Annotated in this window: 23 protein-coding genes; 10 read left to right on the forward strand and 13 right to left on the reverse strand. The window is 70.4% G+C overall.

Going from position 1 to position 20,731, the window contains the following annotated elements; translation table 11 throughout:
* Positions 1-29 precede the first annotated feature (29 nt).
* Positions 30-923, forward strand: a complete 894-nt coding sequence (locus AC06FP_RS05150) for a LysR family transcriptional regulator (RefSeq protein ID WP_478074776.1) — start codon at positions 30-32, stop codon at positions 921-923.
* A gap of 109 nt (positions 924-1,032) precedes the next feature.
* Here AC06FP_RS05150 and AC06FP_RS05155 read toward each other — a convergent pair whose 3' ends face one another.
* The 3 genes from AC06FP_RS05155 to AC06FP_RS05165 form a co-directional block, all read right to left on the reverse strand.
* Entirely contained in the window at positions 1,033-2,376 is a 1,344-nt protein-coding gene (locus tag AC06FP_RS05155) for a hemerythrin domain-containing protein (protein WP_478074777.1), read from the reverse strand.
* 307 nt (positions 2,377-2,683) lie between these two features.
* Positions 2,684-4,081 (reverse strand): sensor histidine kinase, encoded by a 1,398-nt coding sequence (locus AC06FP_RS05160; protein ID WP_478074778.1) that lies wholly within the window; start codon positions 4,079-4,081, stop codon positions 2,684-2,686.
* Positions 4,065-4,442: a response regulator gene (locus AC06FP_RS05165; protein ID WP_456119304.1), complete on the reverse strand. Its 378-nt coding sequence runs from the start codon at positions 4,440-4,442 to the stop codon at positions 4,065-4,067. Before AC06FP_RS05165 ends, AC06FP_RS05160 begins: the two co-directional genes overlap by 17 nt.
* 345 nt (positions 4,443-4,787) lie before the next feature.
* Between AC06FP_RS05165 and AC06FP_RS05170 the strand changes: the two genes are divergently transcribed.
* From AC06FP_RS05170 to AC06FP_RS05190, 5 genes are all read left to right on the forward strand, one after another.
* Complete coding sequence (locus AC06FP_RS05170; RefSeq protein ID WP_478074779.1) at positions 4,788-6,098, forward strand: sigma-54-dependent transcriptional regulator; 1,311 nt, start codon at positions 4,788-4,790, stop codon at positions 6,096-6,098.
* Positions 6,091-6,279, forward strand: a complete 189-nt coding sequence (locus AC06FP_RS05175; RefSeq protein ID WP_478074780.1) for a hypothetical protein — start codon at positions 6,091-6,093, stop codon at positions 6,277-6,279. The genes AC06FP_RS05170 and AC06FP_RS05175 overlap by 8 nt, the downstream gene beginning before the upstream one ends.
* Before the next feature lie 198 nt (positions 6,280-6,477).
* Positions 6,478-7,257, forward strand: coding sequence for a BON domain-containing protein (locus AC06FP_RS05180; protein WP_478074781.1), 780 nt, complete (start codon positions 6,478-6,480; stop codon positions 7,255-7,257).
* A gap of 25 nt (positions 7,258-7,282) precedes the next feature.
* Positions 7,283-7,873, forward strand: a complete 591-nt coding sequence (locus AC06FP_RS05185) for a hypothetical protein (RefSeq protein WP_478074782.1) — start codon at positions 7,283-7,285, stop codon at positions 7,871-7,873.
* Complete coding sequence (locus AC06FP_RS05190; protein WP_478074783.1) at positions 7,870-8,208, forward strand: hypothetical protein; 339 nt, start codon at positions 7,870-7,872, stop codon at positions 8,206-8,208. Before AC06FP_RS05185 ends, AC06FP_RS05190 begins: the two co-directional genes overlap by 4 nt.
* 11 nt (positions 8,209-8,219) lie before the next feature.
* Here AC06FP_RS05190 and AC06FP_RS05195 read toward each other — a convergent pair whose 3' ends face one another.
* On the reverse strand, positions 8,220-8,711 hold the full coding sequence (locus AC06FP_RS05195) for a hypothetical protein (RefSeq protein WP_478074784.1): 492 nt from the start codon (positions 8,709-8,711) through the stop codon (positions 8,220-8,222).
* A gap of 83 nt (positions 8,712-8,794) precedes the next feature.
* Here AC06FP_RS05195 and AC06FP_RS05200 point away from each other — a divergent pair, with 83 nt between their 5' ends.
* Both AC06FP_RS05200 and AC06FP_RS05205 read left to right on the forward strand, forming a co-directional pair.
* Complete coding sequence (locus AC06FP_RS05200; RefSeq protein WP_478074785.1) at positions 8,795-9,430, forward strand: DUF4142 domain-containing protein; 636 nt, start codon at positions 8,795-8,797, stop codon at positions 9,428-9,430.
* A complete protein-coding gene (locus tag AC06FP_RS05205; RefSeq protein ID WP_478074786.1) occupies positions 9,427-9,603 on the forward strand; it encodes a hypothetical protein in 177 nt (58 codons plus the stop codon). The genes AC06FP_RS05200 and AC06FP_RS05205 overlap by 4 nt, the downstream gene beginning before the upstream one ends.
* 6 nt (positions 9,604-9,609) lie before the next feature.
* Here AC06FP_RS05205 and AC06FP_RS05210 read toward each other — a convergent pair whose 3' ends face one another.
* The 5 genes from AC06FP_RS05210 to AC06FP_RS05230 form a co-directional block, all read right to left on the reverse strand.
* A complete protein-coding gene (locus tag AC06FP_RS05210) occupies positions 9,610-9,891 on the reverse strand; it encodes a DUF3247 family protein (protein WP_456119295.1) in 282 nt (93 codons plus the stop codon).
* A gap of 78 nt (positions 9,892-9,969) precedes the next feature.
* Positions 9,970-10,971 (reverse strand): cytochrome d ubiquinol oxidase subunit II, encoded by a 1,002-nt coding sequence (gene cydB, locus AC06FP_RS05215; protein WP_478074787.1) that lies wholly within the window; start codon positions 10,969-10,971, stop codon positions 9,970-9,972.
* 2 nt (positions 10,972-10,973) lie between these two features.
* A complete protein-coding gene (locus tag AC06FP_RS05220) occupies positions 10,974-12,371 on the reverse strand; it encodes a cytochrome ubiquinol oxidase subunit I (RefSeq protein ID WP_478074788.1) in 1,398 nt (465 codons plus the stop codon).
* Positions 12,372-12,460: 89 nt separating this feature from the next.
* A complete protein-coding gene (locus tag AC06FP_RS05225; RefSeq protein WP_478074789.1) occupies positions 12,461-12,985 on the reverse strand; it encodes a hypothetical protein in 525 nt (174 codons plus the stop codon).
* Positions 12,982-14,538: an FAD-dependent oxidoreductase gene (locus AC06FP_RS05230; RefSeq protein ID WP_478074790.1), complete on the reverse strand. Its 1,557-nt coding sequence runs from the start codon at positions 14,536-14,538 to the stop codon at positions 12,982-12,984. Before AC06FP_RS05230 ends, AC06FP_RS05225 begins: the two co-directional genes overlap by 4 nt.
* Before the next feature lie 179 nt (positions 14,539-14,717).
* On the opposite strand from AC06FP_RS05230, the gene AC06FP_RS05235 reads away from it, so the two are divergent.
* Positions 14,718-15,227, forward strand: coding sequence for a ferritin-like domain-containing protein (locus AC06FP_RS05235; RefSeq protein ID WP_456119290.1), 510 nt, complete (start codon positions 14,718-14,720; stop codon positions 15,225-15,227).
* Between the two features lie 66 nt (positions 15,228-15,293).
* Here the strand turns inward: AC06FP_RS05235 and AC06FP_RS05240 are convergent, their stop codons facing one another.
* Positions 15,294-17,669 carry a catalase gene (locus AC06FP_RS05240; RefSeq protein WP_478074791.1) on the reverse strand — a complete coding sequence of 792 codons (2,376 nt, stop codon included), beginning with the start codon at positions 17,667-17,669 and terminating at the stop codon, positions 15,294-15,296.
* A gap of 102 nt (positions 17,670-17,771) precedes the next feature.
* A complete protein-coding gene (locus tag AC06FP_RS05245; RefSeq protein WP_478074792.1) occupies positions 17,772-18,431 on the reverse strand; it encodes a DUF6766 family protein in 660 nt (219 codons plus the stop codon).
* 207 nt (positions 18,432-18,638) lie between these two features.
* On the opposite strand from AC06FP_RS05245, the gene AC06FP_RS05250 reads away from it, so the two are divergent.
* On the forward strand, positions 18,639-18,818 hold the full coding sequence (locus tag AC06FP_RS05250; RefSeq protein ID WP_456119287.1) for a hypothetical protein: 180 nt from the start codon (positions 18,639-18,641) through the stop codon (positions 18,816-18,818).
* Between the two features lie 54 nt (positions 18,819-18,872).
* Here the strand turns inward: AC06FP_RS05250 and AC06FP_RS05255 are convergent, their stop codons facing one another.
* Entirely contained in the window at positions 18,873-19,883 is a 1,011-nt protein-coding gene (locus tag AC06FP_RS05255) for a magnesium transporter CorA family protein (RefSeq protein WP_478074793.1), read from the reverse strand.
* A gap of 234 nt (positions 19,884-20,117) precedes the next feature.
* Positions 20,118-20,279, reverse strand: a complete 162-nt coding sequence (locus AC06FP_RS05260; protein WP_456119285.1) for a hypothetical protein — start codon at positions 20,277-20,279, stop codon at positions 20,118-20,120.
* Positions 20,280-20,731 lie beyond the last annotated feature (452 nt).

Here is a 20,731-nt window from a genome sequence, read left to right on the forward strand (position 1 = left end):
TAATCAATCCAGCGTGCCACACTGGCGCCATGGCACGACGCAACCTCAACGACCTGCTGGCCTTCGTCACCGTCGCCCGGGAAGGCAGCTTCACCCGTGCCGGCGCGGCGCTGGGGGTTTCCCAGTCCGCGCTCAGCCAGGCGATCAAGGCGCTGGAGGAACGGCTGCGCATCCGCCTGCTGACGCGCACCACGCGCAGCGTCTCCCCCACCCCGGCCGGCGAGCGGCTGCTGCTGGCCATCGGCGAGCGCTTCGACGAGATCGAGGCCGAACTGGATGCGCTGACCGAGCTGCGCGACAAGCCGGCCGGCACGGTGCGCCTTACCTGCGGTGACCACGTGCTGCGCACGCTGCTGCTGCCGCGGCTGCTGCCGCTGATGCACCGCTACCCGGACATCGCCATCGAGTTCGACATCAGCTACGGGCTGCGCGACATCGTCGCCGACCGTTTCGACGCGGGCGTGCGCCTGGGCGAGAGCATCGACCGGGACATGGTCGCGCTGCCGATCGGGCCGAAGCTGCGCATGGCGGCGGTCGCGTCGCCCGCCTATTTCCAGCGCCACCCGCCGCCGAAGGCGCCCGCGGACCTGACCGCGCACAACTGCATCAACATGCGTTTCCCCACCGCCGGCGGCCTGTACGTATGGGAGTTCGAGCGCCGCGGCCGGCAGGTGAACGTGCGGGTGGAAGGACAGGCCATCTTCAATGCCTCCCCGCCCATCGTGCAGGCCGCGCTGGACGGCCTGGGCGTGGCGTTCCTGCCAGAGGACGAGTTCGCGCCGCACATCGAGGAAGGACGCCTGCTGCGCGTGCTGCAGGACTGGTGCCCGCCGTTTTCCGGCTACCACCTGTACTACCCCAGCCGGAAGCAGCATTCGCCGGCGTTCGCGCTGGTGGTGGAGGCGCTGCGCGCGGGCAGCTGAGGAACAGGCAGCAGGCGCGATGGCGTTGGTGTTGGTGTTGGTGTTGGCAGCAACGCACGAAGGGCCCGGAACCGGGCCCTCCATGCGGCGCATCGGCGCACCGGGCTACTCAGCGGCCACGCGAACTGCGGCGGCCGCGGTCGTCGTCATCGTCCCTGCGGCCTTCCCAGCCACGCTCGGCGGCACGGGCGTGGCCTTCCGGGTCGCCGAACCAGCCGCCGTGGCCGCCACGCGAGGAACCGCCACGATCATCGTCGTAGCGCGAAGAACGGCTGGAGCCGCCCCGGTCGTCGTCGTAGCGCGAACGGCTGTAGCGGCCCCGGTCATCGTCATCGCGGCGGCCTTCCCAGCCGCGTTCGGCCGCACGCGCATGGCCTTCCGGATCGCCGAACCAGCCGCCATGGCCGCCACGCGAACCGCCGCGGTCGTCGTCGTAACGCGAGCGGCTGGAACCGCCGCGATCATCGTCGTAGCGCGAACGGCTGTAGCGGCCGCCGCGGTCGTCATCGTCGTTCCGGCGGCCTTCCCAACCGCGTTCGGAAGCGCGCGAATGGCCTTCCGGGTCGCCGAACCAGCCGCCATGGCCGCCACGCGAACCGCCGCGGTCGTCGTCATCGCGCGAACGGCTGTAGCGGCCGCGGTCGTCATCATCGTAGTCGCGTCCGCGCGAAGAACGCTCGTCGTCGCGGGAGCGGCTGTAGCGGCGGTCGTCATCGTCCTGGCGTCCGCGGCTGGAGTAGCGGCGGTCGTCATCGCTCACGAAGCGACCCTGGTCGTCGCGTTCCTGGTTGTATCGTGCCATGTTCATATCTCCATAATCGGAATAACGCTGTCTGCCGAGCGAGCGGGAGGTCGGGGGAATCACGCCTTCGGCTTCGGCCTGCAGTTCGAGTTCCTGCTTCCTGGCCTTCAGGCGTTCCCCCAGCTCTGCCATGTCCAGGCCGGATGAAACGGCCTTCGCGAAGATCCCGCTGCTCGGCTTCTCTTCTTCGCGGACATGCAGATTCACGTACTCACCAAGTACCTTGACTTTCGCGTCGTAGAACGGCGCCCCGGGGCTGTCGTCGGTCAGCTCCTGGATGAACATGCCGAGCGAGTCGTGCTCGACCTGCGCTTCGTCCATCACCGCGTCCTCGATGCCGCCCTCGCGGCACGCCGGATAGAAGATCTCCTCTTCCAGCATGGCGTGGATGACCAGCGCGTTGCCGATGTTGCGCACCAGCTCGGACTTGTCGTCGGCATCCCCGGTGGCGGCGTACTGCGCGAACATCTGCTCGACCTGGCGGTGGTCCGCCTTGAGCAGTGCGACCGCATCCTGGCCAGTGGACGACGCCGGCGTGGGCGTCCTGCTGGCGGCCGTTCCGGCAGTCCCGGCGCCGGTCTTGCCGACGGCCTTGCTGGCGCTCTTGCTGGCGGTCTTCGTCGTGGCGGCCTTGGTGGTTTTTGCCTTCATTTCCTGGACTCCGTGTGCGGGTACCAGGAGAGTCAGCACACACCATGCCAACGCCGGATTCGCCGCGGACACGGCGTTTCAAGCGGTTTCGCGAAGACCGTGGCGCCGGCATGCGCGAAGCAAATGCGCACCCGCTGCAAATATTTCAGGGTGGCCGCTGCGTTTCGCATCGCGCCCGCTTCGACCATGCGCGCATGCGCACGCACCGTGCAGCACGCGGTGCGTCGCCCGGTTTCTCCGGCATCCCCGTCCATCGTCGACCCGGGTGCCTGCGCGCATCACGCGGCAGGCGCGGCCGACGCGGCATTCAGCGCCTGCGCAGCGGAACCTCGATCACGTACTCCACGCCGTGGTCGGTCAGTTCATAGGAGGTACGCGCCTTGAGCTGGTATGGCAGGGCGCGCTCGATCAGTTCGCGGCCGTACCCGCCCTTGCGCCCGGGCTCCGGCCGCACGACATCGCTGCACGCCTCGCTCCACTCCACCTTCAGCACCGGCGTGCCGTCCTCGCGGCGGTGGCGGCGCCAGCGCACCGCCAGCCGGCCGGAGCCGGCAGCCAGCGCGCCGTACTTGGTGGCATTGGTCATCAACTCATGCAGCGCCAGGGCCAGGGTCTGCAGCGTGGCCGATTCCAGGCCGACGCCGCCCGGGCCGTCCAGCACCACCTGCGCGCGGTCGGCGCCATGCGCCTGCAGTTCCTCCAGCAGCAGCCGGTCGAAGGTGACCGTCCTGCCCTCGTCCAGGCTGGAAAGCAGGGTATGCACCCGGGCGATGGCGGTTATGCGGCTGCGGTAGCTGTCGCGGAACTCGGCCAGCGTCGTGCATTCGTCCAGCGTGCGGTCGGCCACCGCGCACACCACCGCCATCAGGTTGCGGGTGCGGTGCTGCAGTTCGGCCATCAGCACCTGGGCGCGCTCCGAGGCCTCCTTTTCCTCGGTGGCGTCGTGGCCGATGCCGCCGATGCGCACCACCCGTCCTTCGCAGTCGAGCAGCGGGAACTTGGTATTGCGCATCCAGCGGATCGTGCCGTCGCCGCGGCGGATCCGGTATTCGATCACCACGCGCTCGCCGGTCCTGACCCGTTCCAGCGCCTCGCGGACCCGGTGCCGGTCCTCGCGCAGGATCAGGCTCGTCCACTTTTCCAGGGTCGGGTTGGCCAGCATCGTGCCGCGGTCGCACCCATACAGGTGATCGAAGGCCTGGCTCAGGTATTCGAGCCGGAACGTCTGGGCATTGCGGATCCACAGCACGTCGGAGGCGGCTTCGCCGAACTGGGCGAAGCGCGCCATGCTTTCGTGCAGCGCCCTTTCGACATCGACATGGCCGGTGACGTCGTGCAGGGTGCCGGCCACCTTGCCAAGATCGTGCGCGTCGCGCAGGCGGAACAGCGTCCTCAGCAGCAGCTGGCGCTGCTGCCCGTCGGGCAGCCAGTACCTGAACTGGCAGGTGGAGTCGCCGCGTTCCTCGCCCGTGCGCGACAGCAGCGCCTGCATGCGCCCGCGGTCCTGCTCGTGGACCCGCGACAGGAAGCCGTGCATGTCCGGGGCGACCACGCTTGGCCGGAAGCCGCCGATGTCGAAGCCCGAATCGGACCAGGCGATCGTATCGCTGGCCACATGCCAGACCCACCCGGCCAGGTGAGCGGGCCTGGCGATGCGCGACCCGGCTGCCCCGTCCTCCCCGCCAGCCTCAGCCGGCGTGGTCATGCAGCAGTTCCAGGAGCAACGCCCGCACGTCTTCCGCGCCGAACGGCTTGACGCATTGCAGGCAATCGGAATAACGCTCGGGAATCAATCCGTGGTCGTAGCCGGTCGTGAACAGGAAGGGCACGCCCTGCCCGCTCAGCCGGTCCGCCACCGGATACACGCTCTGCCGGCCCAGGTTGATGTCCAGCACCGCCGCATCGGGCATCGGATGACCGTCCAGCAGCGCGTTGGCATCCTCCACGCAGCTGGCCGGCCCCAGCACTTCGGCGCCTTCGTCCTGCAGCAGTTCATGCAGGCACTCGGCAAGCATGTATTCGTCCTCGACTACGAGAATCCGGCGCCCGGAAAGCGTGCTGGTCATGGTCGTTCATCCCTCGGTCGAATTGGTGAATATCCGGACGCGGATGTATGCAGCATGTGAGCGGATGTCACCACCGCATCACGGCGCCGCCACCGCATCCATATCCCGACGCGCAGCACCTTCCGCGAAGGGCGCGGTGCGCAGGTGGGCTCCGCGCGGCTCCCGCATTCCACATGCAGCACCTTCGCGGCAGGACCGGCGCGCGGCCGACGCCGCTGTTTCATGCCCGGCACGGCCATCCCATCGAGGCCGTGTGTTGTGCCGATCAAATGCGGGTGCACGCAGCTGACGAAGGAGTAACGCGCAGGCGCCTAGCGTCGTTGCCGTGCAATGGAGGAGAAGCGAGTGACTGCCCCGACCCTGGCCATCGTCGATGATGATCCCGATTTTTCCGTGTTCCTGACGAGGGTCGCCCGGAGCGAGGGCTTTCTCACCCACCAGTTCCATACCGTGTCCGAGGCCACCTTCTGGCTGTCCAGCAACGACGCCGACCTGACCATCCTGGACATGGCGCTGCCCGACGGCACCGGCCTGGACATCCTCGACCGCATTCCCGCCGACCGCCACGGCCAGATCGTGTTCGTGTCCGGCACCAGCGACGCCGAGCAGATCCGCCGCGCGGTGGCCAGCCCCGCCACCGAGTTCATCGGCAAGCCGGTGGGCGCCGATGCGCTGGAGCAGCTGTTCCGCCGCGTGCAGGAAGACCTGCAGTGCCGCTTCCACGGGCAGGAGCGTCACGATTTCGATCTGGTCGGCGAAAGCGCGCCCATGCAGCGGGTCAAGCACGACATCCTGCGCGTGGCGCCCACCGATATGAACGTCCTGGTCCTGGGCGAGACCGGCACCGGCAAGGAGCTGGTCGCGCGCGCCGTGCACGCGCACAGCGGCCGCTCCGGCAAGCTGATCTGCATGAACTGCGGCGCCGTGCCGGCCGACCTGATGGCCAGCCAGCTGTTCGGCCACGAGCGCGGCGCGTTCACCGGCGCGGCCAACCGCCATGTCGGCTTCCTGGAACAGGCCGACGGCGGCACGCTGTTCCTGGACGAGATCGGCGAAATGCCCGCCGCCCTGCAGGTCTACCTGCTGCGCGTGCTGGAGACCGGCACCGTGGTGCGGGTCGGCGGCACCGGCGAGATCCCCGTCGACGTGCGCATCGTGGCGGCCACCAACCGCCTGCCCGACGAAGGCATGCTCCGCGACGACCTGTTCTACCGCCTGGGCCACTACCTCATCGAGCTTCCGCCGCTGCGCGCGCGCGGTGACGACATCCGCCTGCTGGCCAACCGCTTCGTGGCGATGTTGAACGACAAGTACGGTGGCCCGCCGAAGCGGCTGGACCCGGCCGGCATCGCGCGGCTGCTGCGCCACCCCTGGCCGGGCAATGTGCGCGAGCTGATGGCGGCCACCGAGCGCGCCTACCTCAACGCCAGCGGGCCGATGGTGGACATCAACCCGCTGGCGCTGGCGCGGCGCACGCACGACAGCGGCGACGTGGTGCAGTTCCGCATCGGCACGCCGCTGCAGGACATCGAGGAGGAAATGCTCAGGCGCACGCTGGCCTTCCATGGCGGCGACAAGACCGCCACCGCGCGCAGCCTCGGCGTCAGCGTGCGTACCGTCCACAATCACCTGGCGCGGTCCCGGCTCCATGGATGAGCGGACCCTGCATCGCCTGCGCAACGACCTGAACGTGGTCGGGGTCGGCCTGTCGCTGCTGCGGCGCCAGCTCGGCACCGGGGCGCCGGCGGAAACCGTGGACACGCTGGACCGGATCGAACGCGCGTTCGAGCGCTGCGCGCAGGCGGTGGCGCCCAGGGAACCCGGGGCCGGGCGCTGACGCCGCCGCGCACGAGCGGGCCGCGCCTGCAGAATCTTCATTTCCGTGCACAAGCTGCACGTCGCCGGCGCGCCGCGGCACCGGCGGCACTGGCATTGCCGCGATGCGCGCTGGCATGGGTTTTGCGACCGCACCCTGCATCCGTTCTTTCCCGCGGAAGACGGACGGCGACTTTCCATCGGCATGCAGGAGAACAAGATGACTCGATACGACTGGCCGGACGGCAACCAGGGCGGGCGCGGCTTCGGCAGGGAACACGGCGACGACGACGCGCGGCCGCATCCGGACGGCGGGCGCCGCCGCGATGCCTCCCCGCTGCCACGCGCATGGGGCGGCACGCAGGATGAAGGCGGCGCCGGCGATCTGTGGCGCGGCATGGCGCACGGCGACAGCGCGCTGTTCGGCGCCAGTGAGGCCGACTATGGCGATGGCCGGCGCGACGATGGGCGCTGGAACCGCCGCGGCTACCCGGACGACGAGGAACGCGCCCTGCGCGACTACGGCGCGCACGCGCGCGGCCACGAATACCAGCAGCCGGGCTGGCAGGGAAACACGCTGTACGGCGTCGGCGACCCCGACCGCGCGCCCTCGTCCCCGCCTTCCCGGGCCGGGTATGGCCGCGACTGGCGGGCGCCGTGGGCCGAGGCCCGCGGCGGGCAGCGGCAGCCGGAACCGCGCGCCGGCTCCTACCGCGGTCGCGGTCCGCGCAACTACGCGCGCTCGGACGAGCGCATCACCGAGGACCTGAACGAGCGCCTCACCGACAACGACATGCTCGACGCCAGCGACATCAGCGTGCAGGTGGTCGATGGCGTCGCCACCCTGCGCGGCAGCGTCGCCTCGCGCTGGATGCGCCACCTGGCCGAGGACATTGCCGATTCCTGCGGCGGCGTGAAGGACATCCGCAACGAGATCACGGTCGCGGGCGCCGCACGCGGTGCGCGCGACGCTGCGCCCGGCGGCGGCCTGCCGGCCTGAGCGCCGGCATCACAGGAGGCCGAAGATGAGCACGACGAACAGAACCTGGCGGTACCTGCTGGTGGGCGCGGCCGGCGCCTGCGCCGCTGCCCTGCTCGCCGCCCGGCGCCGGAACGATCCCGGGCGCATGGCCGACGACGTGCTGCTGGCGCAGCTCGCCCGCGAGATGGCGGCCGCGGCGGCGCTCGCCGACACCATCGCCAAGCACACCGCCAGTGACGAACTGCGCGCCGCCGCACAGCGCTGGCTGGATGCGCTGGCGCGCGGGGGAAGCTGGCACCCGTTCCTGGCCGCGCAGGCGCCGGACGAACCGCGCCAGTTCCTGCTCCACGCGCAGGACGATGAGACCTTCGATGCGCGGGCCGCGCAGGCCATGCAGGAATGGCTGGAACTGGCGCGGGAACACCTGCAGGCCCTGCGCGTTTCGTCGCGGCGCCCGCTGCGGCGGCGGGCGGCCGCGGCGATCGCGACGGTCGACGCCTCGGCCTGCGACCTGGACTTCTACCAGCGCGCCGACGAACTGCTCGCCGCGATGCCGGCGTCGCGGCGCTGGCCGCCCGCGCCGTTCCGCGCCGATGCGCGCGCGGCCCTGCACTGGCCCGGGAGCGGGACATGAGCCGCGCCGTGCCGTGCCGCCTTCCCGCGCCGTTCGACTGGATGGAGGAAGAGGACAGCAGGCGCCTGTTCCTGGGCGACGTGGAGGTGCTCGAGGTGCGCACCCAGCGCCACGGCTGGATCGTGCAGGTGCACCTGCAGGACCCGCTGTACCGGCAACCGTCGGTGGCGGTGCGCTCGCCCAGCGCGGGCATGCGCTGGGGTGCGCGCTGGGCCAAGATGCGGGTCCGCCTGCTGCAGCGGATCGCCGCCTCCCATGCCTCCGGCTGTGCCCATTGCCGGCAGCGCCTGCGCCAGGCGCCCGCGCCGCCGGCGGTGGATGCCGACCCGGCCTGATCGCGCCTGCGTCATGCCTGCCGACCCGCGCCGCGCTGCCGCAGGTATTCCTCGCAGGTGCGCGACAGGGCCAGCAGGTACGGCCAGCGCGCCCGCGTCCACCGCAAGGACCAGCACAGGGCGGCGTGCAGCGTGGGCACGACCTGGCGCGCGCGGTTTCCTTCGAGGTCGGTGATGGCGGTCTCCACGCGCCATCCCGGCGCCATCGCAAGGATTTCCAGCACGTCGACATGGCCCACGCGCAGGTGGACGTGGCCGCAACCGAAGGTCCAGTGCAGCCACCGCCCGTCCTGCACCTTCTGCACCACCCTGTTGCCGGCCATGTCGCTGCTCCCGTTGTCGATGCCTCCGGAAATGACGGGGTGACGCAACTCCCGTGCCAACCCGCCCTGCCCCGCAGCGCGTCGCCAGCGCCATGCGTCCATGAAAAACCTGCAGCCGCGATGCAGATTGTTCCGCGTGGCGGCCATGGCCACGCTGATCTTCTTGTCACCTCGGTCCACGCCCACCGAACGCCGGCGCGGCAAGCATGGACCTGCGCCGGAGCCCGCCGGCACCGGCGCGCCACCCACCACGGAGTCCTTCCATGAAGATCCTCGACCTGGCAAAGCTGCTTCTGCTGATCTGCATCGTCTCCCTGTCCGCCTGCCGCAACGACAACATGCCCTCGCGCGGCACCGAGGCCACCGCCTCCGATGCCGCCGCTGCGCCGCACGACGGCCCGCCGGGCCCGGTGCCCCGCGCCGGCGGCGCGGCGTCCCACGACGCCGATGGCGACGCGCTGGCCGTGCTGAACGCCATCAACGACCATGAGATCGCCATGGGCCGGCAGGCCCTGGAAAAGAACGTCACCGGTCCGGTCGCCGACTACGCGCGCCGGATGATCGACGAACACGGCAAGAACAGGCAGCAGACCGACGCCCTGCACCCCGACCCCGACAGCGCCAACGCCCGGGCGCAGATGAAGAAGGGCCAGGACGTGATGCAGCAGTTGTCCACCCAGAACGGCCAGGCCTACCAACGCGCCTACGTGCAGGCCATGGTCGCCGGGCATACCGATGCGCTGGCCGCGCTGGACCAGACCCTCATCCCGGCCGCTACCCGTCCGGACGTGCAGGCCCACCTGCAGCAGACCCGTACCCGGGTGGCGCAGCACCTGGATCAGGCACGTGCGCTGGCCACTGCCGACACGCCGGCGCAGGACGCCGGGAGCACGCCATGAACGACAAGCTGCCGCTCAACCCCGGCAAGGCCAGCGACCAGGACAAGGCCCACACCCCGGACAGGCTGCGCAACGACGAGGCGCAGTGGAAACGCCCGGACATGCCCGAGGCCGAACACACCGCGCATCCGCAGGACTACGAACGTCCCCCGGTGCCACGCCGGAAGGACTGAGCGGTTCTAGCTCGAACCCAGGCGGGTGTAGTGCTCCACCTCGTCCAGCCAGAGGTCGCGGATGTCGCCGCCGCCCAGGTCGATCCGCACCTGGCCGTTGGTGCCCTCCCCGCCGTCGGGGCCGCGGAACTGCTGGACCGTGGGGCGATCCACCAGGGTACCCACCAGGTTCGAGCCGTCGCGCATGCGCAGCTCGACCATGAGTTCGGCGTCCAGCGCCAGCTGCAGCCGCTTGAGGTGGTCGATGCCGGCCTGGTCCACGTATACACGGGGCGCTGTTCTGCTCATCGTATCCACTCCTTTCAGTGACATGTCACGGGTTTCCGGCGTGTCTTCCCGCGCCGGCGCATGAAGCAACCGCCGGCCTCAGTGGTAGCCCTGGCCCGGTTCGAGCTTGCCGCGGAACACGTAGTACGACCACGCGGTGTAGCCGAGGATCAACGGCAGCAGGCAGACCACGCCGACCAGCATGAAGGCCTGCGACGAGGGCGGCGCGGCGGCCTGCCACACCGTCAGCGACGGCGGCACCAGGTAGGGCCACATGCCCAGCAGCAGGCCGGCGTAGGCCAGCGCGAACAAGGCCAGCGCCAGCACGAACGGCCGCGCGTCGCGCGCCGGATGCGCGGCCATCCGCCACAGCGCCCACACCACCAGCGCCACCAGCAGCGGCACCGGCGACAGCCACCAGAAGTGGCCGTCGCTGAACCAGCGCGCCATCACCCGCGAGTTGAGGAACGGCAGGCAGGCGCTGACCACGGCCATGAAACCGGCCACCGCCAGCACCAGCGGCCGCGCCAGCCGGCGCGCCAGCGCCTGCAGGCCGCCGCTGGTCTTCAGCACCAGCCAGGTCGCGCCCAGCAGCGCGTAGCCGGCCACCAGCGCCACGCCGGTGAGCAGCGCGAACGGATGCAGCCAGAGCCAGGCGTCGCCGCCGGACACAGGCAGCCCGCGCACCAGCGCGCCGAGGATCACCCCCTGCCAGAACGCCGTGCAGATCGAACCGGCGGCGAACGCCCAGCCCCACAGCCGGCGCGTGCGCACGGCCTTGAAGCGGAACTCGAACGCCACCCCGCGGAACACCAGCGCCACCAGCATCAGCAGCACCGGCAGGTACAGCGCCGGCAGGATCGCGGCATAGGCCGCGGGGAACGCCGCCAGCAGGCCGGCGCCGCCGAGCACCAGCCAGGTTTCGTTGCCGTCCCAGATCGGCGCGGCGGTGTTCATCATCGCGTCCAGCTGCGCCTCGTCGCGGACCAGCGGCGCCAGCACGCCCAGGCCCAGCACGAAGCCGTCCAGCACCACGTACATGAACACGCCGAAGGCGATCACCGCGAACCAGGCCACCGGCAACCAGTACGCCACGTCCATCGTCAGTGCTCCTCCAGTACGTCGTCGGCCGCGCTGATCGGCCGCGCCGGCGTGCGCTCGCCGCCTTCGCTGCGCGGCTGCGGCTCATGCGGCAACGGGCCGCGGTGGAACATGCGGTACAGGTAGAACACGCCGAAGCCGAACACGAACAGATAGGCCAGCACATAGACCGCCAGCGATGCGGCCACGCTGGCGGCACCCACCCCGCTCACCGCCGCTTCGGTGCGCAGCAGGCCCTGCACCACGTATGGCTGGCGTCCGATCTCGGTGACGAACCAGCCGGCGATGATGGCCACGAACCCGGCCGGCAGCATCAGGTTCCAGCAGCCGTGCAGCAGGCGGCTGCCGGCCAGGCGGCCGCGCGCCCAGGCCAGCGCCGATGCCAGCGCCAGCAGCAGCATCAGCACGCCGATGCCCACCATCACCCGGAACGCATAGAACACCGGTTTCACCGGTGGCCGCTCGTCGCGCGGATGTTCGGTCAGCGCCGGCACCGCGCCGTGCAGGGAGTGGGTCAGGATCAGACTGCCCAGCCCCGGCACCGCCACTTCCTGGCGGTTGCGCTCGGCCTGTTCGTCCGGCACCGCCCACAGCACCAGCGGCACGCCCTCGCCCGCCGGCGCCGGCCGCCAGTGCGCCTCGATCGCGGCCACTTTGGCCGGCTGGTGGCGCAGCGTGTTCAGGCCGTGCAGGTCGCCGACGGTGATCTGCAGCGGCACGACGATGACCGCGAACAGCGTGGCCAGCCGCAGCATGCGCCACGCCGCCTGCGCATGCACGCCGCGACGCAGGTACCAGCCCGACACCCCGCCGACCACGAAGCAGGTGGTCAGGTAGGCGGCCAGCGTCATGTGCAGTAGGCGGTAGGGAAAGGACGGGTTGAAGATCACCTCGCGCCACGACACCACCCGCACCACGCCGTCGACGATCTGGTACCCCCGCGGCGTATGCAGCCAGCTGTTGGCCGACAGGATCCAGAACGTGGACAGCAGGGTGCCCAGCGCGACCATGCAGGTGGCCAGGAAATGCAGCTTTTCCGGCACGCGCGACCAAGCGAACAGCATCACCCCCAGGAAACCGGCTTCCAGGAAGAACGCGGTCAGCACCTCGTAGCCGAGCAGCGGCCCGAGCACCGCGCCGGCGAACGCGCTCAACCGCGACCAGTTGGTGCCCAGCTGGAAACTGAGCACGATGCCGCTGACCACGCCCATGCCGAAGGACACGGCGAAGATCTTCAGCCAGAAGAAATACAGGTCGCGCCAGATCGCCTCGCGGGTGCGCAGCCAGCGGAACTCCAGGAACGCCAGCCAGCTGGCCAGGCCGATGGTGAAGGCCGGGAACAGCACGTGGAAACTGATCACGAAGCCGAACTGGAGGCGGGAAAGCAGCAACGTGTCCATGCGCTGCCGTCACCGATGCACCGCGCGCGGCAGGCGGGCCGCACGTTCGTCCACCACGGCGTCGCCGCCGGCTCTGTCCGCCGGTTGGGTCAGCCGCCGGCACCCCGGGTGCGGGCACGCCATGCCGCGGCGAGTTCGGCCAGCAGTGGCAGCACGCACAGCAGCAGCGCCGGCAGCAGCACCGCGATCCACGCCGGGGCCGGCGGCAGCGGCGAGCGCCATTCCCACGTCCAGCCACGGGCCAGCGCCGCCGCGCCCTGGCCGTACGCCGCGACGCCCAGCGCCACCCACGGCGCGGCGTCGAGCACGCTGTGGAGGTGCTGTTCCAGCGGCGTCACCGGGCGCCGGCCCCAGGCGGTGCGGGTATCCAGGTAAGCGGCCAGTGCGTGCGCCAGCACCAGCAGCGCCGACAGCGCCAGCAGCGGCAACGTCGGGCGCGCGGCCAGCCACGCCAGCACCAGCGTTCCCATCAGGCCCATCTGCAGCACGTGCAGCCCCGATTCGGCCAGGCCGGAGGTGTGCGGCAGATCGCTGCGGCGGTGGCAGCGGAAATCGGCGCAGCCGGCCAGCAGCCACAGCAGGTAGCCGGCATGGGCCCAGGCCGTGCCGCTCATTCGGACCTACCGGCATCGCGCCCGACCTCCTGCTGCGGCAGCTCGAACGGCGCCAGCGGCTCGCTGGCCGGGCCATTGAGGATGGCGCCGCTGGTCGCCTTGAAGCGCGAACCATGGCAGGGGCAGTCCCAGGATTTCTCCTCGCTGCTCCAGCGCACCACGCAGCCCATGTGGGTGCAGCGTGCGTTGTGGGCGTGCAGCATGCCGTCGCCCGAGCGGTACACCGCCACCTGGTGCACGCCGCAGCGGATCACCTGGCCGCTGCCTCGCGCCAGCCCGGCCAGCGCGTCGGCCGGTACCGAGGCAAGCCAGTCGCGGTACTGCAGGGCGGCGTTGGCATTCTCGCGCAGCCAGTTGCCGGCGCTCAGCAACCGGTGCCGGCCCGGCGCGTACAGCGCGGCCCAGGGGTTGTCGCGGCCCAGCACCAGGTCGGTCAACAGCAGCGCGGCGAGCGTGCCGTGGGTGAGGCCGTTGCCGGAGTCGCCGCTCACCAGGTAGACGTTGGCGTTGTCCGGGTCGGCGCCGATGAACGCCAGGCCGTCGTCCGGCTCCAGGATCTGCCCGGACCAGGCGTGCGTGTAGCGGGTGATCGACGGGAAACGCGCGTTGGCCCATTCCTGCAGGCGCGCGTAGACATCCGGGTCGTCGTCCTGCCCGGTCTTGTGATCGCCGCCGCCGACGAGCACCTCCATCTCGCCCTCGTCGATGCCGGCCGGCATGCGCAGGCGCACATAGTGGTAGGGGTCGCCATCGTCCCAGTACAGCGCGTCGGGAATGCTGTGCGCCGGCGCGCGGCCCACCACCACATAGGTGCGGTAGGCGGCCTGCTTCATCCAGGTCGCGCCGGTGTCGTGCACGGGCACGTTGGTCGCGGCCACCACCGCGCCGGCATGCAGCACGCGGCCGTCGCGGCACTGGACCCGCGGCCGCTCGCCGCCCTCGATGGCGGTCACGTCGCCACGCACCAGGCGTACCCCGGCCGCGCGCACCTGCCGCGCCAGCGCCAGCAGGTACAGGCCGATGTCCACGCGCGCCTGGTCGTCGAAGCGCAGCACCGGCCCCAGCGCCGGCACGCCGTCCACGCCCGCGGTCTGCAGGGCGACCTGGAGACCGGCCGCCTCGGCGGCGTGGCATTCCCGGCGCAGGTCGTCCACGTCCTGCGTGCACGAAAACAGATACCCGGGCACGCGCTTGAAACCGCAGTCGGTGCCCGAGCGCGCCACGGTCGTGGCGATCCAGTCGACCGCCGCGGCATGGCTGGCCGCGGCCAGCCGCGCGCCGGCCTCGCCGTGGTAGCGCGCCAGCGCGGAGAAGCGGTCGTCCAGGGCCGAGGCCAGGTGCGCGCTGCTGCGCAGCGTTTCGCCGGCGCCGATGCCCTCGCGCTCCACGATCGCCACCTGCTTTCCGGCGCGGGCCAGTTCCAGCGCCACGCTCAGGCCGGCCACGCCGGCACCGACGACGATCACCTCCGCTTCCGTGCATTCGTCCTGCCACCCCTCGCCGGTGGCCGCGGTCACGTCGTTCCAGACGGGCCGGGTATGTGCGGTCTTCATCGCCACCCCAGGCAGTGGATGTGCCCCGACGCTAGGTCCGCGCGGGTAAGCATTCCGTCAATGCACGAGATGGCGGCGCTCACGCCACGCGCCCTGCGCATGACGTCCTCTTCATGGCGCGCGCAACACGCTGCGGTGGTCGGCCAGGTGCCGGCGCATGCCACCGGCACGGAGGATCCATGAACAAGACCACCCGGGCGCGGCTCGTCAAATGGCTGGAGCACGCCTACGCGATGGAGAAGGAAGCCGAGACGATGCTGGCCGTGCAGGTCACGCGCCTGAAGAACTACCACGTCCTGTCCCAGCGCATGCAGGAGCATGTCGGCGAGACCCGTCAGCAGGCCGATGCGATCGCCGGCTGCCTGCAGCGGCACAACGCCGCCAGGCCGGCGATGATGGGCGCGCTGGCCAGCGCCATGGCGGCGATCCACGCCACCGAGAACGCGGTGATGTCGGATGAGGTCATCAAGGCGCTGGTGATGAGCTACGCCTTCGAGCACATGGAGATCGCCGTATACACCTCGGTGATCTTGGCCGCGCGGCAGGCCGGCGACAACGAGACCGCGGTGGTGTGCGGTGCCATCCTGGAGCAGGAACGGGCGATGGCCGACTGGCTCGGCGAACACCTGGAACCCACCGTCCACCAGTTCCTGGAACACGAGCAGTCCGGGGACGCGGCCAAACGCTGATGCCTGCCCCCCGCCCCAGCCTGCCGCGCACGGGCGCGCGGCAGGCTGGGGCCGCCCGGCGGGGCGTCAGACCACCAGCGCCGGCTCGCGTTCGGGATAGCGGTGCCGCGCGATGGCGGCGGCGAAGCGCTCCACGGTATCGCCCGCGTCGGGCTCGGCGAACAGCAGCAGCGGATCGTTGTCCAGCGGCGCCACCCCGGCCGCGTCCCACACCTGGCGCCCCTCGCCGACGAACAGCAGCGGCTTGCCATGGCGGTAGCCGTCGCGGATGTGTTCCAGCGCCCGTACGTCGCCGGCCAGCGCTGCCGCGCCCTCCGCCCCGCCGACCACGGCCAGCGCGTCGAACAGCACGCCGGGCTCGTTCTCGAGCGAGGCGTCGGCATCGAGCACGCCACCGTCGGCGTCCTGCAGGCGGCCGACGTGCGGACCGAGCAGGCGCACCGTCGCGCCCTGCGCGGTCAGGCCCTGGTGCAGCATCGTCACGTCCATCGCGCGGCTGCCATCGGCCACCAGCACGGCGATCTTCCGCGTGCGGATGCCGCTTTCGCCCGGCCGCGCCAGCAGCGACAGCGCCGGCGACAAGGAGACTTCCGGCGTGACCCCGGCGGTGGACGCACGTGGCATCTTCGGCGGCAGCGGCATGCCCAGCCCGCGCGCGACCTCCACGGCCAGTTCCTCGGAGGCGTTGCGCAGCATCGACACCACGCGCTGGCGCACCGCCGGCACCGTCACCTTGCTCAGCTCGAAGCGGAACGCGTCTGCGATGTGGCGGCGCTCGGCCGGGCTCTGGCTGTCGTAGAACAGCGTGGCCTGGGCGTAGTGCTCGGCGAATTTCTCCGGCTTGGCGCGCACCTCGTCGCCCTGCGCCGGCTCGGCGAAGGACACGAAACCGGCCGCGCCGGCCTGGAACGGGCAGCCGCCGGCCAGCGAATTGGGCTCGTAGGACACCCGGCCGCGGTGGATCGCCTGGCGGTGCATGCCGTCGCGCTGGTTGTTGTGCGCCGGCACGACCGGTGCGTTGATCGGCAGCTCGTGGAAGTTCGGCCCGCCCAACCGGCTGATCTGCGTATCCACGTAGGAATGGATGCGGCCGGCCAGCAGCGGGTCGTTGCTGAAGTCGATGCCGGGAATGATGTGCGCCGTGCAGAACGCCACCTGCTCGGTCTCGGCGAAGAAGTTGTCCGGGTTGCGGTTGAGCACCATGCGCCCGATCGGCCGGATCGGCACCAGTTCCTCGGGCACGATCTTGGTGGCGTCGAGCACGTCGAAACTGAAGCCCTCGGCCTCTTCCTCGCTGAACACCTGGATGCCCAACTCGTACTCGGGGTAGTCGCCGGCCTCGATCGCCTCCCACAGGTCGCGTCGGTGGAAGTCCGGGTCGGCGCCGGAAATCTTCACCGCCTCGTCCCATACCAGCGAATGCGTGCCCAGCATCGGGCTCCAGTGGAACTTGCAGAACACCGACTCGCCGCGCGCGTTCACCAGGCGGAAGGTATGCACGCCGAAGCCCTGCATCATGCGGTAGCTGCGCGGGATGGCGCGGTCGCTCATGTGCCACATCAGCATGTGGGTGGACTCGGGCATCAGCGACACGAAGTCCCAGAAGGTGTCATGGGCCGAGGCCGCCTGCGGCATGGCGTGGTGCGGCTCGGGCTTGACCGCGTGCACCAGGTCCGGGAACTTGATCGCGTCCTGGATGAAGAACACCGGCATGTTGTTGCCCACCAGGTCCCAGTTGCCCTCGTCGGTATAGAACTTCACCGCGAAGCCGCGAACGTCGCGCGCGGTGTCCTTGGAGCCGCGCTCGCCGGCCACCGTGGAGAAGCGCACGAACACCGGGGTGATCTTGCCCGCTTCCTGGAACGGCGCGGCGCGGGTCAGCGCCGACAGGTCCTCGTAGGCCTCGAAGTAGCCGTGCGCGCCGGAACCGCGCGCATGCACCACGCGTTCGGGGATGCGCTCGTGGTCGAAGTGGGTGATCTTCTCGCGCAGGATGAAATCCTTGAGCAGCGCCGGCCCGCGCAGCCCCGCCTTGAGGCTGTTCTGGTTGTCCGCGACCGCGACCGCCTGGTTGGTGGTCAGGCGCTGGCCGGTGCCGTCGTTGCGTACCCGCAGCAGCGGGCCGGCATTGGAGTCCTGCCCCTCCGCGGCGGGCGCGCCGACCTTGGCGCTGCCGTTGCCCTCGCTCACCGTGCTGGCGCCGACGCGCGGCGATGCCGGCAGGAAGTGCTCGCCTTCCGGCGGCAGCGCCGCCGCGGCGCCGTGCTCGGCGGGTTTGTCGGCATTGTGGCTGCGCTGCGCCGCCAGGCCATCGATGAGGGCGGGCACCTCGTCCTCGGGGCGCAGCGGTTTCTGCGAACGGCTGTCGGCCGGACCGCTGTCCGAACGCGCCGCGGCCTTGCCGTGCGGCGGATGGGAAGACGCGCCTTTCTTGCTGGCCATGGGAGCACCTCGCTGGAAGGGCTCTCCACCATAGTGGCCGGCGGTAAAACCGACGTGACCCGCGGCGGCTTCCCACTCACGGCAAGTTGACCGGCGCCGCGCTCAGGCCCCGGTCTGCGAATGCGGCGCCGCCACCGGCTTGGATTCGGGCGAATCCTCCTGCCGCAGGTAGATGCTCAGCAGCACGATGGACAGCACGGCGAGGAATTCGCTCTGCCAGTTCTGCATGGACTCGAACCAGAACTGCGCGCTGCCCAGGTGCTCGCTCCACGCCACGCCCGGCTCGCCCTCGAGCAGGCGCTGCTCGTTTTCGTGCTTCCAGCTGCCATAGGCGTGGCCGGCGAAGGTGAGCAGGAACAGCAGCAGGTAGGTCAGCGACAGCGAGTTGGCATATACCGCCCGCCACAGCCCGCCCCTGCGCACCGGCCACGGCGTGGCGCCGGGCTCGATCTCCTGCTCTTCCTGCGCCGGGTCCAGCGGCCGCGACTCGGCCGAACCGCGCTGGCGCAGCACCACGGTCAGCAGCACGTACATGCCCATCTGCAGGAATTCGCTTTCCCAGTTCTCGAACGTGGCCGATACGAAATGCCCGCTCGCCAGGTACTGGGCCAGCGTCAGCGCCTGCGCGCCCTTTTCGGCCAGTTCCGCGTTGTTGGCGCGCAGTCCGGCCCAGGTCTGTCCCGCCAGCGAAACGATGAACAACGCCAGCAGCGCCAGCGACAACCCGTTGCGGTAGATGAATGAGGATCGGTCCAGCGCCATGTCCGCTCTCCTGTCGTGCCCGGACGACCTTGGCCACCGCTTCGGCAAGGCCGCGTAAAGAGCAACGGCAGGCCCGCACCGCGCCGGTCACATCGATGAACGCGCACCGCGCCAGCGTGCGCTGCGCGTGAGCGCGGCCAGGTGCGGCTTCACGCCGGGCACCACGCGCGCTGCAAACAATTCCAGCTCCCCAGCGAGGATCACGCCATGAGCAGAGACCGCAAAGATCCGCCCGACCCGACCGAGGAACGCGACGCCAGGGAAACCCTGCAGGAACGCCGCGAGCGCAAGCAGCACGAAAGCGAGAACCACGACGAGGCGCTGGAAGAGACCTTCCCGGCCAGCGACCCGGTGTCGCCCTTCGTTCCCGCCAAGACGCCGGATTGACCCCCGCGCGCTGGGCCGGCGGCGGCGCGCCGCCGCGCTGCGCCGCCGCGGCCGCTAGAACCAGCGCTGGCGCCGGCCCAGCACGAAGGCGCCGGCGCCCAGCGCCACCAGACCGGCGATGACGCCGTAGAACCCGGCGTCGTCGCTCTCGAACAGCCGGGTACCGAAGTTCATGCCCAGCGCGCCGACGATGGTCGCCATCAGCCCGGTCACCACGGTGACGAAGGTCAGCACGCGCATGGCCTGGTTGGTGCGCAGCGCGGTCTGGTTGCTGAACAGCTCGAAGGTCCCCAGCACCTGCTCGCGCGCGTTCTCCACCATGTCCAGGGCGCGCTCGAAACGCATGTTCAGCGCGATGAAGTGGCTGTCGGCCACCCGCCCCTCGTCCGGCCGGAAATCCGGGCGCGACATGGCGCCGAACACGACGCGGTGCGGCGCCAGCATGCGCCGCAGGCGCGAGGCCCAGCGGCGCAGGCGCTGCAGCTCGTTGAGCGCGTCGCACGCGCCCTTGCCGAGGATGTTCACCTCCAGCCGCTCGATGGCCAGTTCGTGCTCGTCGATGGCCTGGAAATAGCTGACCAGCAGGCGGTCGAGCAGGGTCGCCACGAAACTCTCCGCGCGCAGCACGCCGACCTTCCCCGGCTGCTGCACGCGCATCTCTTCCAGGAAGTCGATGCGCTCGCGGCGGAAGGTCACCACCCGGTCGGTGCTGGCCACGCACACCAGGACGACGCCCTCGAGCCTGTCCTTGTCGCGGCGCGCGCCGGCGACGACGGCGCGCACCCAGAAGCAGGATTCGCTCTGCCCGACCTCCGGCACGGTGCCATGCTCCAGGAACTGCCGCGCGGCGGCGGGCAGCTTCCACGCCGCCCATACCGCGTCCACCTCCTCGTCGGAGGGGTCGCACAGATCCACCCAGGCCAGTGCGTCGTCGCTGGGGCGGCAGGCGGCCAGCGACTGCGCGGCGATGCGCTGCGATGCGCCGTGGGCATCGAACATCCTGCAGAAGAAGGACGTGCCTGCGTCGTCGGCGCCGCCGTCCGCCGCCTCGTTCTCCTCGCTCATGCCCATGCCTGGCCCCGGCAATGGCCGCACGCGGCAAAGCGGGCAGTACCGCCATCCCCGCAAACGGGCCTGTCTCCCACCGCAGGCCTACCGCATGCATCCGTCATGTCCATCATCCCTGTCCTCCGGATGAAAAAGCGGCCCGCCATGCGCGGGCCGGCCACAGTGGAAATCCTGCGCCAACCCTGCGGGCGACAGGCCGCCCGCAGGGAGTGCGACCACCCGGCGCCGGAATCAACCGACGACCAGCGACCAGGGGATTTCCGAACCCTTGAACTTGTAGCGGAAACCCTCGCAGTCGACCTGCCGGGCCACGTTGCCTGCGTCGTCGGCCAGGGTGCTGACCTCGACCAGCGTATTGGCTGCGGCAGGGCCGCTCCTGATGGGAATACCCATGGTCTTGATGTCGGCCAGCTCCGTGGCGATACGCCTGACCGGGCGACGCTCTTGTCCCGGCCCCACCAGATAGAGTTGAACACCTTTCACAACAAGCCTCCTCCTCATGGTTATTCCCGCCCCGGCAACACCTCATTAGCGTGGGCAAAGTTAAGCCGTTGCCTGCGCGGCGCCCTCGCCTCGTGAAAGGCTGCAACCGGTCACGAAGATTTCCGCCGTGCGACACCCACCCTTCACGCCACGGTGAACGCCGCCTCCAACATCGCCGGCTGCCGATGCCCGCATTGAATCCCGGCCGAAGGTATCGACTTCCTGCATGCGCCCCTCGTTTCCTGTCGCGCGTTGCCGATGTCGAGGCCATGCACTTCTTCATCACCGGCTTCCTGCAAGGCCTTAATTCCCCGGCAGGCACGATGTCTCCGGAGCACTTCCGCTCCTCGTGGAGAATCGAC

It is taken from the genome of Stenotrophomonas sp. Steno-Z2 (assembly GCF_056393235.1).